15 protein-coding genes are annotated in these 16,610 nt (G+C 49.1%); all 15 read left to right on the forward strand.

Annotated features, from left to right (window positions below; genetic code table 11):
* The first annotated feature begins 1 nt into the window (after position 1).
* The 15 genes from ACFO1S_RS09970 (at position 2) to ACFO1S_RS10040 (ending at position 16,229) form a co-directional block, all read left to right on the forward strand.
* Complete coding sequence (locus ACFO1S_RS09970; protein WP_204603760.1) at positions 2-1,060, forward strand: NAD(P)H-dependent flavin oxidoreductase; 1,059 nt, start codon at positions 2-4, stop codon at positions 1,058-1,060.
* A gap of 23 nt (positions 1,061-1,083) precedes the next feature.
* Positions 1,084-1,977, forward strand: coding sequence for a dihydrodipicolinate synthase family protein (locus tag ACFO1S_RS09975; RefSeq protein WP_204603759.1), 894 nt, complete (start codon positions 1,084-1,086; stop codon positions 1,975-1,977).
* Positions 1,978-2,019: 42 nt separating this feature from the next.
* Positions 2,020-2,577: an NUDIX domain-containing protein gene (locus ACFO1S_RS09980; RefSeq protein WP_204603824.1), complete on the forward strand. Its 558-nt coding sequence runs from the start codon at positions 2,020-2,022 to the stop codon at positions 2,575-2,577.
* Between the two features lie 340 nt (positions 2,578-2,917).
* Complete coding sequence (locus tag ACFO1S_RS09985; RefSeq protein WP_204603758.1) at positions 2,918-3,895, forward strand: PHP domain-containing protein; 978 nt, start codon at positions 2,918-2,920, stop codon at positions 3,893-3,895.
* 2 nt (positions 3,896-3,897) lie between these two features.
* A complete protein-coding gene (locus ACFO1S_RS09990) occupies positions 3,898-4,854 on the forward strand; it encodes a PHP domain-containing protein (protein ID WP_204603757.1) in 957 nt (318 codons plus the stop codon).
* A 9-nt stretch (positions 4,855-4,863) separates the two neighbouring features.
* A complete protein-coding gene (locus ACFO1S_RS09995) occupies positions 4,864-6,216 on the forward strand; it encodes an MATE family efflux transporter (RefSeq protein WP_204603756.1) in 1,353 nt (450 codons plus the stop codon).
* Positions 6,217-6,224: 8 nt separating this feature from the next.
* A complete protein-coding gene (gene phnW, locus ACFO1S_RS10000; RefSeq protein ID WP_204603755.1) occupies positions 6,225-7,334 on the forward strand; it encodes a 2-aminoethylphosphonate--pyruvate transaminase in 1,110 nt (369 codons plus the stop codon).
* Positions 7,335-7,340: 6 nt separating this feature from the next.
* A complete protein-coding gene (phnX, locus tag ACFO1S_RS10005; protein ID WP_204603754.1) occupies positions 7,341-8,153 on the forward strand; it encodes a phosphonoacetaldehyde hydrolase in 813 nt (270 codons plus the stop codon).
* Positions 8,143-9,501, forward strand: coding sequence for an aspartate aminotransferase family protein (locus ACFO1S_RS10010; RefSeq protein WP_204603753.1), 1,359 nt, complete (start codon positions 8,143-8,145; stop codon positions 9,499-9,501). Before phnX ends, ACFO1S_RS10010 begins: the two co-directional genes overlap by 11 nt.
* A gap of 139 nt (positions 9,502-9,640) precedes the next feature.
* A complete protein-coding gene (locus ACFO1S_RS10015) occupies positions 9,641-11,020 on the forward strand; it encodes an extracellular solute-binding protein (protein ID WP_204603752.1) in 1,380 nt (459 codons plus the stop codon).
* 95 nt (positions 11,021-11,115) lie between these two features.
* On the forward strand, positions 11,116-12,048 hold the full coding sequence (locus ACFO1S_RS10020) for a carbohydrate ABC transporter permease (protein ID WP_204603751.1): 933 nt from the start codon (positions 11,116-11,118) through the stop codon (positions 12,046-12,048).
* Positions 12,049-12,068: 20 nt separating this feature from the next.
* Positions 12,069-12,899, forward strand: coding sequence for a carbohydrate ABC transporter permease (locus tag ACFO1S_RS10025; protein ID WP_204603750.1), 831 nt, complete (start codon positions 12,069-12,071; stop codon positions 12,897-12,899).
* Positions 12,896-14,011, forward strand: a complete 1,116-nt coding sequence (locus ACFO1S_RS10030) for an ABC transporter ATP-binding protein (protein ID WP_204603749.1) — start codon at positions 12,896-12,898, stop codon at positions 14,009-14,011. Before ACFO1S_RS10025 ends, ACFO1S_RS10030 begins: the two co-directional genes overlap by 4 nt.
* Positions 14,012-14,027: 16 nt before the next feature.
* Positions 14,028-15,392, forward strand: a complete 1,365-nt coding sequence (pbfA, locus tag ACFO1S_RS10035) for a (R)-1-hydroxy-2-aminoethylphosphonate ammonia-lyase (protein WP_204603748.1) — start codon at positions 14,028-14,030, stop codon at positions 15,390-15,392.
* A 45-nt stretch (positions 15,393-15,437) separates the two neighbouring features.
* The gene (locus ACFO1S_RS10040) at positions 15,438-16,229 is read left to right on the forward strand and encodes a DeoR/GlpR family DNA-binding transcription regulator (protein ID WP_204603747.1); all 792 of its coding nucleotides are present in this window, start codon (positions 15,438-15,440) and stop codon (positions 16,227-16,229) included.
* Positions 16,230-16,610: the final 381 nt, after the last annotated feature.

The following is a 16,610-nucleotide window of genomic DNA, read 5'->3' on the forward strand; positions in this document are numbered from 1 at the left end:
CATGCAAACTCCATTGACTCATAAGCTCCAAATCCGCTATCCGATCCTGCAAGCGCCTATGGCCGGAGGTCCCACAACGCCTGAACTGATTGCGGCGGTTTCTAACGCCGGCGGATTAGGCAATCTAGGCGCAGGGTACCTCACGCCTGAGCAAATCGACCAGGCGATCAGGGAGATCAAGGAGCGGACTGCCCATCCATTTGGTGTAAATTTGTTTGTACCAGAGCCATTCACGGAATCCGTAGACGAGATTCGCCAGATGAACAACAGTCTCAATTCTTACCGCGCGCGACTGGGCATTGCCCAAGATCCTGAAATCACTAAGTATGCCGAATCGTTCGAGGAGCAGATTCAAGCAGTATTGGACGGCGGCGTGCCGGTATGCAGCTTTACTTTCGGTATCCCGGGAGCATCCGTTATTGAGGCGCTTAAGCAGCGAGGAACCGTCGTAATCGGCACGGCAACGACGGTTGAAGAAGCGATTCGACTGGAAGCGGCGGGAATGGATGCGATTGTCGCCCAAGGCAGCGAAGCCGGAGGCCACAGAGGAGCTTTTCTGAACCGGCAGGACGAGCCGCTCATCGGCACCATGGCGCTGGTGCCGCAAATGATTGACCAAGTGTCGCTTCCTGTTATTGCTGCCGGAGGCATTATGGACGGACGAGGACTTGCCGCCAGCCTGGCGCTAGGCGCATCGGCCGTACAGATGGGAACAGCGTTTCTGGCCTGCCCCGAAAGCGGCGCGCATCCCGTCTACAAGCAAAAGGTGCTTACGGCACATGAGGAAGAGACGAGCGTGACCCCTGTCTATTCGGGCAAAGCTGCACGAGGCATTGTCACCGCTTTTATGAAGGATATGAATCAATATGCCGGGGAGATCCCGCCTTACCCGATTCAAAATGCCCTGACGCGCGATATTCGCCAGGCAGCCGCAAAAGCAAACAATCCGGAATATATGTCCCTTTGGGCAGGGCAAGGCGTTCGACTGGCTACAACCCGTTCCGCAGCCGATATCGTTCGGCATACGGTTGATCAGGCGATGTCCATTTTGAACCGATAACAAAAACGATAGGAGTGATAGCTTTGTTCACAGGTTTATCTGCGTTTCCGCTTACACCGATGAACGAGACGGGGATCGACGAGAAGGCATTCGTACGACTAATTAAGCGGCTAGTCGAAGCTGGAGTCGATTCCATTGGAGCTTTGGGCTCGACCGGCAGCTATGCTTATCTTACGCGGGACGAACGGATGCGTATTGCTCAACTGACGGTGGAGTACGCGGAAGGAACTCCGGTAATGGTCGGAATCGGCGCATTGCGTACCCGCGATGTGCTTCAGCTGGCTGAAGATGCACAGAAAGCGGGGGCAAGCGCTGTGCTGCTGTCTCCCGTTTCTTACCAGCGTCTCACAGACGATGAGGCGTTCTCGCTTTACGAGGCAGTGGCACATTCCCTATCCGTACCGCTGTGCGTATACGACAATCCGGTCACGACACATTTTACATTCAGCGATGAGCTGCATAGCCGAATTGCCCGGCTGCCGCAAGTACGTTCGATCAAAATTCCCGGTGTTCCGGCAGATGCGGCTGAAGCAAAAGCTAGAGTAGAGCGGCTGCGCGCTTTGATTCCGGCAGATGTGACGATTGGGGTGAGCGGAGACCCGTTGGCGGCAATCGGATTGAACGCAGGCTGCGATGCTTGGCACTCTGTACTTGGCGGCTTGTTCCCGAAGACTTGCCTTGCGATCACTCGGGCAGCCCAAGCCGGAGATGCGGGCGCGGCGGAGAGACAATCCGCGTTGCTGGAGCCGCTGTGGCTGCTATTCCGGCAATATGGCAGCCTGCGCGTAGCGGCAACGGCTGCAGAATTGCTGGGGTGGGTCGAAGGCTCTAGCTTGCCGCTGCCTCTGCAAACGTTGCCCAGCGATGCACGCCGGCAGCTACGCGAATTTCTTGACCGCTCGGAGCTTGTCGGATAGCAGCGCAAACAGAGATGATAACATTCGGAGCAGGTGACAGAGATGGAAGTGAAGTTTTGTTCGTCGTGCGGGGCCGAGATGGAAACGCGCGACGTGGACGGTACATTAAGAAGAGCGTGCTCGAAGTGCAGCTTCGTTCATTGGGGAAACTATAGTATTGGCGTAGGAGCTCTTGTCGTTAAGGAGGACAAGATGTTGCTCGTGCGAAGAGCGCAGGATCCGGGCAAAGGATACTGGACGAATCCCGGCGGCTATATCGAACAATTGGAGCCGATCGAAGAGACGATCGTCCGCGAAGTTAGGGAAGAATGCGGAGTCGAATCCAAAGTAAAGGGAATCGTCGCGCTTCGGGATCAGCCGAGGAGCATTCATAATTTGTATGTGGCGTTTGAGATGGATTACGTCGGCGGAGAACCGACTCCCGACGGAGTCGAGGTCGATGCCGCAGGCTTCTACGGCATGGAAGAGATGGAAGCCATGAACGTGGCCCCATTCACGAAGTGGCTCGTCGACGTCGCCCTGCGAGGAAAGTCGGACGGTTTGGTCATCGACGAGAATCCGGTCGTGCCCCAGAACGGCTACGGTCTGTTCAGGGTATAGCTTACGCTCGGATGTGAATAGGGTGTGAGCCAGAACGAAGAACCCCCGTTATTGTGAAATACATTCCCATTTTGAGGTCATTGGACGAACACCTAAGGTGAACTGTCGATGCCTAAAATAGGGAGTGCATTTCTTTTTAGCGGGGGTTCTTTGTCGTGGCTAGACGTTTGTCTCAGCTTATCTTCAGCGGTCTTATGTTCCCTCTCTGTCAACTTTGTAATGGCACTGTTAATTATTTTGAATTCGATTGAAACTGATTTTTCTGAGCAGTATGATGGTCACAAACAACATAATTCAATACAAAAACACAAGAAAACAAAACTTTTTAAGGAGACATCCTATGAAAAACAAAATTTATTTAGAGCGAAGCAAACCGACGTATAAAGGAAATTTACATCTTCATACGACTTGGTCGGACGGTTCGCTTCCGGCAGCGGAAGTCGTCGAGGCTTTCAAAGAGAAGGGCTATCATTTCGTATGTATAAGCGATCACGATATTTATGCGAGAACGGATGAGTTTAATACGGACGCATTCATTACGATCCCCGGCATGGAAAGAGGCGGTCTGAATCCTATCGCGGATAAAGATCCAGGCTATCATTTCGGCGTGATAGACGATCCTTCCGAACAACCCGAACAACAAAGGTTCGAACACTTGCAAACATTCCCGATTCCGATTCCTTGGGAAGGCGATCATTCTCCGCAAGCGTTGATCGACGAAATGCGTTCCCATGGCAATTTAGTTATTTTCAACCACCCGGAATGGCATTTAACGCGTTTTGAGGACATGGTCAAATACAAGCGGTTCTTTGCAATTGAAATCTATAACCACGCTACGGAATGGTCGACTACGAGCTCTTACGGTACGGCGTATTGGGATCATGCGCTGCAGAACGGCCAACGCGTATTCGGAATCGCGGCGGACGATTCCCATGGGCACGACAAGAACTGGAAAATTGCCGAATACGGCGGAGGCTGGGTTCAGGTTCAATCCGAGGCCCTGACGCATCCCGATATTGTGAGCAATCTGAAGCAAGGCAGCTTCTATTCCAGCACCGGACCGGAAATCTATGACCTGCGCGTTGAAGAGGGCCAACTCATGATCGAATGCTCCCCGTGCAAATTCATTATGTTCAAAGCATTCCCTCTTCGCGGGCCTTTTGTTGGAAATCATGAGAGCGGCGAGCCGATGACAGCCGCATCGATGTCGATTGAAGAAGAAATGCAGTACATTCGAGTGGAATGCATCGATTTCGATGGCCGTGTCGCGTGGTCCAATCCGGTGTTCGTAGCGGATTTGCTTGAAGGGGATGAATAAAGATGAAATCGATGATCTATTTGGACGGGCAGAAGCGCAAGTATAAAGGCAATCTTCATACCCATTCCACGAGAAGCGACGGGCAGTACGCTCCAGAGGTAGTTATGAAGGCCTATAAGGATAAGGGCTATGACTTTATGTGCTTGAGCGATCATGAGATTTATTTCAAATCGGACGCGTATGACGATGACCGCTTTATTATGCTGGACGGCTACGAAATGGCTTGCGAGATGAGCTGGCAGAAGACGGGCCAACAATACCATATTCACGGACTTCTTGATCGCTCCCTCCAATCGAACAGCGAGTTCGAACATGATGAAGAGCATGCCAAGCCGGATTATGCAAGCTTGGACACTATTCAAAGCTTAATCGACGAAATGAGGGATAAAGGCAACCTGACCATTATGAATCACCCCGAATGGTCGAGGAACAAGGCGGAGGATTTACTCTCGCTTCAAGGCTACTTCGCCGTTGAGATCTATAACCATCAGTCGGAGCTGGATGAAGCGGTAGGATACGGCGTACGTCATTGGGATTACTTGCTGAAGAACGGCCGCAAGGTGTTCGGGATAGCTGCGGACGACTCCCACGGAGGAGAAATCGATACCGCGATATCCGAATTTTTCGGGGGATGGGTTAGCGTCGAAGCGGAGAAGCTGGAGCAGCAATCGATTATCGATTCCTTAAAGAGCGGTCATTACTATTCTTCGAATGGTCCCGAAATCTACGACTTCCGGGTGGAGGATGGCTTCTTGCGGATCGAGTGCTCTCCGGTTAAATTCATCAAATTTATTACGCATCCTTATAACGGCCGCGCTTTATACCATAAAGACGCATCTCCCATCAGCCAAGGATCCTATCGCGTAGAGGGCCGAGAGCAATATATCCGAGTTGAATGCGTGGACTTCGAAGGGAACGTCGCTTGGTCCAACCCCATTTTTCCGGCGGATTTGCGGTAGGAGGATCGAGTGAACAGCTTAGAATCGCAATTTCGCAAGGATATGAAACGGCTTGTCCTCCCGTCCATCTTGCAAATGCTGATAGGAAACTCGTTCTCGCTGATTAATACGCTGATGGTAGGGAGCCTAGGCGACACAGCGGTTGCGGTTATGGCTGCAGCGGGACAGATCAGCTTCATTCTTAGCATGATTTTATCCGCCATATTCGGAATTACGGCCTTCATCACGCAATTTTATGGCAAAAACGACTTCGCGAATGTGAAGAAGGCGTTCGGACTCATGCTCATATCCAGCGTCGCCCTTACGTTGGTCGTATTTACTTTAGTGTCCTTATTCAAAGCCCCGATCTTATCCCTGTTTATTAAGGATGAGGCTGTCGTGGCCTATGGGGTGCAATATTTATCGGTCATCGTTTTTGTCTTTCTTATTAATTCCATCAAGGATGTATATGGCAACGCGCTCGGATCGATCGGCCAGATTAAGCTGACGTTGGTCGTCGGCATTCTCGCGATGGTCTTAAATATCGTGCTGGACTACATTCTCATCTACGGGAAGCTCGGGTTTCCAAGCTACGGCATCGTTGGGGCGGCATGGGCGACATTAGTCGCATCGATGATCAGCGCGTTGATTTTGCTAGGTTACGTATACGGGAAAAAATACTTCTTTAATGTCTCATGGAGAGAGATTTTCTCGTTTAATCTACCATTCGTGAGAAAAGTGTACGGCACAACGTTGCCGTTGATGTTTCATGAAGGCATGTGGTCGATCGGGAACATGCTGTACGCCGTCGCCTTCGGGCATATTGGCGTGGCGGCGCTAGCCACTTATCAACTGGCGAATACGTTTAACGGTTACTTCATGATGGGGATATTCGGCTTTGCATACGCGGCGAAAGTAATGATCGGCCAGAAGTTAAGCCAAGACGATCCGAGCGAGGCGATTGATTATGCCCGTAAATTTACACGAATCGCTTTGTATTCATCGATAGTCGTAAGCGTCGGGATTGTGCTTCTAAATCCTTATGCGGGTTATTTGTTTCCTAACCTCAGCGGCGAGGTTCAATCGGCATTTCGTCATGTAATGATCATTCAAGCGACCGTCATGGTCATGTTCTTCTTAAATAACCTATGGATTGTAGGAATGTTCAGGGCAGGCGGCGACAATCTGTACACGATGAATTTAATTTTGGTCACGACGTGGCTCATCGCATTGCCTCTAGTGTTCGCAGGGGCTTATCTCTTTCATTGGCCGGTGGAGTGGGTGTACCTGATGTTTACGCTGGAGGAAGTATCGAAGGCCTGCATCGGATATTTCAGATACCGTTCGAACAAATGGGCACGAAATCTTGTTCACAACCTGTAGGAGGAACTATGGAGAAGCCTTATTTATTATTAACGCCTGGTCCTTTAACGACAACGGCATCCGTTAAAGAAGTGATGCTGAAGGATTGGTGCACCTGGGATGATGACTACAAGATGATCGTTCAGGAGATTCGAAGCATGCTGCTTCAATTGGGCCATGCCTCGGAGGAAAAATATACGGCAGTACCCATACAGGGAAGCGGGACGTTCGGCGTCGAGGCAACAATCGGAACAGTCGTACCTAAAGATGGAAAGCTTCTCGTCTTAATTAACGGCGCATACGGGCAAAGAATTCAAGATATCGCCGTCGTGCTCGGAATTCCGCATCGAACGCTTGTTTTTGCACCGGATCAGCTTCCCGACTCGGCTCAATTAAATACCGTATTGGAGCAAGACACCGAAATTACGCATGTGGCTTTCGTACACTGCGAAACGACGACCGGGATTCTCAATCCGTTGGAAGACATCGTAAAAGTGATCAAAATGCATGGAAGAACAGCCATCGTGGACGCGATGAGCAGTTTCGGAGGTACACCTATCGCAGTCGAGATGCTAGGCATCGATTATCTGATCAGCAGCGCGAATAAATGTATCCAAGGCGTGCCGGGATTTAGCTTTGTTCTGAGCAATAGTAGCGAGCTGGCGAAGTGCAAAGGAAACGCAAGGTCGTTGTCGTTGGACTTGTACGACCAGTGGCAGGTCATGGACAAGGAAGCTGGGAAGTGGCGATTTACTTCTCCAACGCATGTTGTTCGGGCGTTCTATCAGGCGCTTCTCGAATTAGTAGAAGAAGGCGGAGTGGAGCAACGTCATTCCAGGTACGTCAGCAATCAACAAACACTAGTGAGATTGATGGAGCAAGCCGGATTTAAGGCATTTTTACCCGCGGACGTTCAATCCCCTTTTATAACTACGTTTGAATATCTTGATCATGATTTGTTTAGCTTCGAAGCTTTATATCGCTTTCTGAAAGAGAAGGGCTTCGTCATTTACCCCGGCAAATTAAGCGAAGTTCAGGTGTTTCGAATCGGTACGATCGGAGATGTTCGCGAGGCGGATATCGCGAGGTTATGCGAAGCGGTATCGTCCTATGTAACAACCATACAACGGGAGAGTTGATAAGACATGAAGGTACAAGGAATCATTATGGATTGGGCAGGAACGACGGTCGACTATGGATGTATGGCGCCTGTTCACGTGTTCTTGGATATATTCAGATCCATGGGAATCGAACCGACGATGGAAGAAGTGCGGGCTCCGATGGGACTGTTGAAATGGGATCATCTCAAGGCGATGCTGGACATGCCCCGGATAGGCAAGCTTTTCGAAGAGCGCATAGGTCGTCCTTATACGAACGATGATGTGGACAAGATGCATGAGGAGTTTGAACCGAAGCTGCTGGGAATTTTGCATCGCTTCGCGGAGCCTATCGAGCATGTCGTGGACGTCGTCCATCAATTACGGCGGGATGGCTTGAAGATTGGCGCTACGACAGGATACAACGATGCGATGATGAGCATTGTCGCCGGCAAGGCTAAGGAGAACGGATATGCGCCCGATTACTGGCTAACGCCGGATTCGGTGAAGGGCAAAGGCCGTCCGTTTCCTTATATGATCTATTCCAATATGATTCGACTGGATATGGGTGTTCCTTCACAGGTAATTAAGGTCGGAGATACGGCTTCAGACATGCAAGAGGCGCGCAATGCCGGAGTTTGGGCGGTGGGGATTATCAAGGGCAGCTCCATGCTAGGTTTAACGGAAGAGGAAGTCGCTGCGATGGAGCGTAATGCGCTAAGGGAACACATCGAAGCCGCCAAGCAGCGATTTGTGGATTGCGGCGCCCACTATGTGATCGAGAAGATGTCCCATTTGCCCGACGTTATCGAATTAGTGAATAAGCGTTTAGGGGAAGGGGACAATCCTTGTGGAAATTAAAGCTTCTACAAGAACGGAAGGCGATATTAATTTATCGACGGAACGAAAGCAATGGCAAGAGGCTAATCTGAGTCCGCGAACGATGGAAGTATTAGAAGAGGATAGCCGTTATTTTCTTCATCAGTCGATGTCGACGCCTTGCTTGAATGTAATAACGAACGCGGAAGGCATTTATTTAGAAGATATGGACGGCCGCAAAATCATGGACTTTCACGGGAATAGCGTGCATCAGGTCGGCCATAAGAACCAATCCGTCATCAATGCGGTGAAAAATCAGCTGGACGAGCTTTCTTTCTTGCCGCGGCGTTATACAAGTCCGATAGCGACCCAACTGGCCCGCAAGCTCGTTGAACTTGCCCCGGGAGATTTGAACAAAGTGTTGTTTACCCCGGGCGGTACGAGCGCGATCGGTCTCGCGATGAAACTGGCGCGGAAGGCGACGGGAAAGTTCAAGACGATCTCCACTTGGGATTCTTTTCATGGTGCAAGCTTGGATGCGATATCCGTCGGCGGCGAAGGGACGTTTCGCAATCACATAGGGCCGTTGTTGCCGGGAACGGAACATATGATGCCCTATAATTCCTACCGCAGCCTCTTCGGAGATCACGACGATGGCGGCTCCAAATCGCTTGATTATTTGGAGTACATGCTGGAAAGAGAAGAGGATGTCGGAGCGATTATCCTTGAGCCGATCCGGAGCACGGACGTTCAAATTCCCCCTAAAGCTTACTTCCAGAGGCTGCGCCGAATTTGCGATCGTTACGGAATTCTGCTCATCCTCGATGAGATTCCTACGGCGTTCGGACGAACGGGTACGATGTTCGTTCATGAGCATTACGATATCGTGCCGGATATCGTCGTTGTCGGCAAGGGCTTCGGTGGCGGGGTGTTCCCCATGGCAGGTATTATTGCCCGCGAAGGTCTGGATGTGGCCCAAGACATTTCGCTTGGACATTACACGCACGAGAAAAGCTCGGTAGGCTGCGCGGCGGCTTTGGCGACGATTACTTTCATCGAGAACAACGGCTTGCTGGAACATGCCAAGCGGATGGGAGCGTTCTTGGAGCAGCGGCTTAAGGGGATGAAGGATCGACATGGGATCATCGGAGATGTGCGCGTCAAGGGAATGCTGGCAGCGATCGAACTCGTAACGGACAGAATAACGAAAGAAAAAGCGGTAGAGGGTACGGAGAAAGTAATGTACCAGTGCATGGAAAATGGCTTAAGCTTCAAGGTTTCGAATGGCAATGTCATCACGCTAGTTCCGCCATTAATTACGACTCAGCAAGAGCTAGAGAAAGCATTAACAATTATCGAAGAAGCAATCGTGAACGTCTTTTCCGCCTAAAACAACATAATATCAAATAAAACAACAATAAAACAAACAATTTACGTGTGTTTAATCCCAACTTTACACGGCGGGCCTATACTAAGCTTGTACGAGGAAAATAAAACAAGTGATGAGGTCATAGGGAGGATAACAAGGAATGAAGAAGCTTGTTGTTACTGCTTTAAGCGTAGTTATGAGCGTGGGACTATTAGCGGGTTGCGGAACAAATGAAGATTCCGGCAATGCGACTCCGGGGAATTCCGGAGGCGCCAGCAATGGCGGCAAAGCGCAGGAAATTAAGATTACGGTTCGCGAGAATACTTGGGGAGCGCGCAAAGACAACTTTATCGAAGCCGAGAAACGCTTGAACGAAGAGCTGAAGGCTGATAACGTTCAAGTGAAAATCGATTGGTGGCCGGGCATTGGCGACGACGAACTCATTCTTCAGGCTCAAGCCGGCAAAGTAGCGGACATCTTCATTAACTCCAGCGTCGACATCGGATGGCAGCGGGACGCGGGATTGATCCGCGATATCGATTGGGTTCAAACTTCCAATGTGTTCAAGAGCGTTCCGGAATCCTATACGAACATCATGAAGTATGAAGGTCACTATTACGGCGCTATTCAAGATATGGATGCATCGCCTGTATTTATTAGCCGTAAAGCGCTTGAAGGCTTGGGATGGACCGGGGAGCAGATTAGCGGCTTGAAGGCCCGCGTCGATACCGGAGATTTCACATTCGGGGATCTCGTGAACTTAGCGGATGAAGCGAAAAAGAAAAGTTTAGTTAAAATGGGCTTCGCCGTGGAAGATACTAGATTTGAAGGCTGGAATTATGCATTCGGCAATTACAACTATAACGCGGAGCAAAATAAAATGGTGCTTACTGCGAAGACGGAGGACGTATACGGCTTCTGGTCCGATGCGGTGAAGCGCGGAGTGATTGCCGAAGGCATCGGCGATGTCGATACGGATAAGGCTGCTCCAATGTTCGTGAAAGGCGAGATTTTCGCCGAATTCGCCCGCACTGAATTCTATCAAATGCTGCGCGAAGCAAATGGCATGAAGGATGATATCGAAGGGTTTAACAACTGGTTTAACGAGAATGTGGTTTGGATCCCGGTTCCGTCCGCGAACAAAGGCGGCAAGCCCGTTTCTTATAGCAATCCGGCAATGATCTATGTTGGACCGACAGTCGACGACGCCAAGATGACGTATGTTCAAAAGCTCATCGAACACGTTTTGGATCCCGATCTTCAAGTTAACCATACGGTCATTAGCGGTAAGCTTCCAGTGACGCCGGAGGCGCAAGAGGACGCGCGATTCAAAGCAATGGAGTTCTACAAGGACCATGCATATTTGATCGAATTTACGCGCACCCGTCCTGCGCAGCCGGATTATGCGATCTATACAAAATCCTATACCTTAGGCGTTGATGCCATTTTAACCAAAGGCCAATCCGCCGAGCAAGCGTTCGAATTGTTCAAGAAGGATGCGAAGCAGAACGTACCTGCCGATCATCTCATCGTTGAATAATCATGGAGTAAGGATTCGTTCTACGGAAAGGTGCTCTAATCTTAGGTTAGAGCGCCTTTTCCATTCCATATCAAGAAAGCGGGTGCAGGGCCGGCATGGACAATGTGGCAACTCAGCAAGTTTACAAAAAACCGTTCACGAAGAAAATATACCCTTATTTGTTCATTTTGCCGTTTGCTTTACTGGTTGTCGTGTTTTTTATTTTGCCCGCAATTGCCACGATCGCAATGTCGTTTACGGATTTGAATGCGTCAATGAAGCCGAAATTCGTGGGCTTGACCAATTTCACTAGAATTTTCGATGATTACAATCTTTCGCAAATTTTATTGAATACGGTTATTTTCGCTGTCATCTCTTTGGCTATTTCGTTGCTCTTTGCGTTAATCATATCGATTGCCACGCAGTATTTCCTTAAAGGCAAAGTGTCGGCAGTCATTTACAGAGTATTATGGCTCATTCCTAGCATTATTCCGGCCGTCGTCTACGTGACCTTCTGGAAATACGTATTCGATCCAACCGAAGAAGGGTTTATTAACGGCATCCTGTTGTCTTTCGGGATCGAATCGGACCCTGTATCGTGGTTTACGAAAGCCGCGATGGCGATTGTCATCTTGGCGACAATTGTTTCCACGACATCCGGGGGGATGATTCTGTTGTCCGCCGCAATCAACTCGATACCTCAAGATCTATACAAAGCGGCTCGAGTGGATGGAGCAAGCGAGAAATCGGTCATTACCAAAATCATTTTGCCGACCTTGAAGTGGCCGTTAATGTACATCACGATCTCGGATTTGATTGGCTTCGTATCTTCCTATTTCTTCATCATGCTATTGACGAACGGCGGTCCCATGCGGGATACGACAACTCTATCGTTATACGCCTATCAACAAGCTTTTAATCTCAAGTATTACGGATACGGAGCGGCGGTGTCGCTGATCGTCGTCTTTATCTCTTTTATTCTAACGATATTTTTCTTGCGGCTATTTGATTTTGACCAAATGATTAAGCCGTCCAGAATTGAAGATTAGCCTAGGAAGGAGGCAGTGTTATGTCGGCCAGTACGCTTAAGAAATTGCTAGTACACACTTATATGACGCTATTTACGTTACCGATAATCGCGATGATTGTCTGGTACTTTCTATCGTCGACGATGAACTTTACGACAGGGCAATTTTCGATGGACAATTTCTCCTTTTTCAGAGAGCCTGTGGAGTATGCAGGAGTTAAGCTTCCGCTCATTTGGCCGATCGTGCTCAATACGATTGTGTACTCATGTCTCATTGTAGCCATTGAAGTTTGCATATCGGTTCCTACGGCTTATGCTTTCTCCAGGCTGGACTTCAAAGGGAAAAGGTCGGCGATGAAATTTCTGTTCCTGATGAGGTCTTTTCCCGGAATTACGCTAATTATCGCAACCTTCTTCATTCTGGTTCAAATGCACCTGGTGAATACGTATATGGGTGTTCTATTGGTAGCAATCACGGGCTCCCTTCCTGGAAGGGTGTATATCATGAAAGGTTTTTTCGACGAAGTGCCATGGGATATCGAATGGGCGGCCATGGTAGATGGCTGCACCCGATATAGAGCGTTCAAAAAAGTGCTCGTACCTTACGTACTTCCGGGAATCGGCGCGATTGCGGTGTTCTCGTTTCTTGGGGCTTACGGAGAGTGGTTCCTGTTCAAGCTGCTCATTTTCAATGACGATATGCTGACGCTTGCCGGCTACTTGTCCAAATTAGTCACGAAAGAAAATAACATTATTAACTATGGCCTGATTACGGCTATCGGATTATTTTATACGCTGCCAATCGTCGTTTTCTATATTTTCACTCAGAAAATATTCATGAAGGTCAACTTGGGAGGAGCGAAGCAAGTATGATTACTCTTAAAAATATCGTGAAGGAATACGACGGCAAGCAAGAGGGGAACAGGGCGGTCGATGGTCTGGATCTCGAGATCAACAAAGGAGAATTCGTCGCGTTGCTGGGCCCTTCCGGATGCGGGAAAACGACGACTTTAATGATGCTTGCGGGGCTGCTCAAGCCGACTTCGGGAGAAATTTATTTCCAAAGCAAGCTGGTCAATCATGTAGAGCCGAAGGATCGAAACATTGGGATGGTGTTTCAATCCTATGCGTTATACCCGCATATGTCGGTCAGAGATAATATCGCCTTCCCGTTAAGAGAACGTAAGGTTCCTAAGCAGGAAGCTTATGAACGCGCGAAGGAAACGAGCAAAATATTGCAAATCGATCATTTGCTGGACCGTAAACCTTCCCAACTATCTGGCGGGCAGCAGCAACGGGTAGCGATGGCTCGCGCACTATCCAAAAATCCCGAAATCCTGCTGTTGGACGAGCCAATGTCTAACTTGGACGCACGTTTAAAATTGGACGTTCGAGATGAAATCCGCAAGATTCAACGTAATTTGGGCGTCACTACGATTATCGTCACTCATGATCAAGAGGAGGCACTCGCCATTTCCGACCGCGTCGCTATCTTGAACGGAGGTCGCATTCAGCAGTACGCCCCTCCGAGCGAACTGTTCAACCATCCCGTTAATCTATTCGTAGCCAGTTTTCTAGGCAACCCTCCGATGAATCTTATCCATGGAACGATTGAAGAAAAGACAGGCAATCAAGTCGTTGCGACAAAAGGATTCGAGTATATTCTGCCAGCCGATAGGAGGCTGGACAAGAAGCATATCGGGAAATCCGTTCAATTCGGGATCAGACCGCACGACGTAACAGTCTGCGCCGCGACGGATCCCCAAGCGATTAAGCTGAAGGTGGATTTGGTTGAGCACTTAGGCAGCGGAAAGCTCGTCAAAGCGATAGATCCGTACAATAAGCTCGAAACGATGATTCGGCTGCTGACGGACAATAAGCTGGAGTTAAACTCAGGGGAATATATCTATATCAAATTTAAGGATCGTAAATTCCATCTGTTCGATATGACGGATAACGGTCGGAATCTGCTTCATCATAGTTAATGTAGGAGGGTGAACAATGACGGAATCTAGCAGAGAGCAAGGAGACATCAATACGACGGCTTTGCGCCGAAAATACGCGGAACGGAACTTATCTGTCCGTGCCCAAGCGATTGCGGACGAGGATGCGTCCTATTTTATTCACCAAAACTTATCCACCCCGGTGCTCAATGTGCTTTCGAGAGCCGAGGGCATCTATATTTATGATCTCGAAGGTAATCGATACATCGATATGCACGGGAATGGCGTCCACAACGTGGGCTTCAACAACGATGCGGTTATCGAAGCCGTGAGCGAAGCGCTTCGGCAGAAGAACACGTTTACCCCTCGCCGCTATACGAACGAACATGCGGTAGCATTAGCTAAGAAGCTCATTGAGATTACTCCGCCCGGCCTAGACCGCGTCTTGTTTGCTCCTGGAGGTTCGGAAGCGATTGAGATGGCGGTCATGCTGGCCAAGCAGGTCACCGGTAAATGGAAAACGATATCCTTCTGGGATTCGTATCATGGCAACGGATTTCAAGCTTCGAGCATAGGCGGAGAGGAGTTATTCAAGGGTGGCAACGGTCCCATGGTGCCGGGAGCGCTGCATGTCGAATTTCCGAACTATTATCGAAATCCATGGGGTTTTCATTCGCAAGAAGCGGTGGACGATGAAATCATCAGGCAAATGAGCATTTTATTCGAGAAGGAAGGCGACATTGCCTGCGTCATTGGCGAACCGGTATCTGCTACGCCGATCGTACCGAGCCGATCCTTCTGGATTCGGGTCAAGGAACTGTGCGAGAAGCATGGCGCTCTGCTTATCTTTGACGAAATTATCGAAGGCTTCGGACGCACGGGTCGCTTATTTGCCTGCGAGCATTACGTGACGCCGCATATACTCGTTCTTGGCAAATCCCTTGGGGGCGGTCTGCTTCCGTTCGCGGGGATAGTGGCCAATGAAAAATACAATGTGCTTCAGCATCGTTCCATTGGACATTACACGCATGAGAAGAATGGCTTGTGCTCGGCGGCGGGTTTGGCGATGATTCAATATTTGCAGGAGCATGAGTTGGCGAAGCAAGCCGATGAGGTTGGCAGGCACGCCTTGCAGTGGCTGGAGCAAATGAAGGATCGCCATAGGCTGGTTGGTCATATTTACGGTTTAGGTCTGCATATCGGCATAGAGATGGTCAAGGACAAGCAGGGAAAAGAGAAGGCTATCGCCGAAGCGGAGATGGTCATGTATAAAGCAATGGAGCGCGGCATCGCTTTTAAGGTTATAGAAGGCAATGTAATTACGTTACGCCCTTCGTTATTAATTACAAGGGATGAAATGGTATGGGCATTGGAACAGATAGAAGCTTGTATTCAAGAAGTAGAGAACGCTCTTTATTATTAAATTAAGAGCCGATATAATAGTTCATGATTATAAGGAGGGGTCAGGGTGTCGCTAGCAAGCGAAGAAAGAAAAATAACGATCATGACTCTGCTCAACGAAAAAGGGAAAGTAAACGCGAACGAGCTATCCCAGTTGTTCGAAGTTTCGACGGAAACGATCCGCAGAGACCTCGACGAGCTGGAAAAAGAAAATAAATTGAAAAAAGTTTACGGCGGCGCGGTCAAATTCAAAGTGGAAGTGGAGCCGCCTCTTCTCGAGAGAGAGTCCATTCACGTGGAAGCCAAACGCAAGATCGGTTACATGGCTTCGGAGTTAATCGAGGACAACGATGTCATCGTGGTGGACGAAGGAAGCACGGCGCTGCAAATTTTGCATTTCTTGGACAATAAGCATCATTTAACGATTTTGACCAATTCCATCCCCGCCCTTATGCTGCTCATTGAACATCAGAAACGCGGAACGTTCGATGGAAAGCTTATCCTCATCGGAGGCGAAGTGAGTGCCAAGCATCTGCGGGTATCCGGTCCGATTTCTGAGAAAATCATGGAAGATTTCTACGTGAATAAATCTTTCGTTTCTGTCGACGGGGTTTCGCTAGAGAATGGCATTTCAAGTTATGATTACGAGAAAGCGGTATTTACTAGGAAGATCATTCGCTGTTCGGAGACGGCGATCGTCGTGGCGGATTTCTCCAAAATCGATAAACGTACTGTGGCCAAAATCGTGGATCTCCAAGAGATTCATATGATTGTATCGGAACAAGCTCCACCGGCAGCGTGGAAGGCGAAGCTTCAGAAGATGGAATTGAGATGGATTCATCCTGAGATTGAAGGTTAATTGCCGGAATTGTCCAAGTATAAAATAACAACCTCTAACTAAAGACTGGAAGTCGCACGGGTCTGCCTAAGCGAAGTCCAGTCTTTTTCTCATCTCTTTTCCCCTCTTCCGAAATCTCCAAAATGCCTCCAAAGAGGTCTCCAATCTGACCCGCAACAACCTCCAATAACAAGTGCATGCACTATCCAATCGCTTTTTATATGGCAGACGCTGCCTGCGTACTAGTAGCTGGATCCTGGTTTTCGATCCCCTGTTAAGAGTTTGTTAAGCGGCTTCAAGTAAATTGGTGTTATTCTGTGGAGTTCTGCGGAAATGGTGTAAATTGTAAATTTTGAATAACCTCGTCTCAGATTGGTCGGCGTTCGTTCAACTAAGAAAGGA

The organism is Cohnella boryungensis (assembly GCF_042651945.1).
Taxonomy (GTDB): domain Bacteria; phylum Bacillota; class Bacilli; order Paenibacillales; family Paenibacillaceae; genus Cohnella; species Cohnella boryungensis.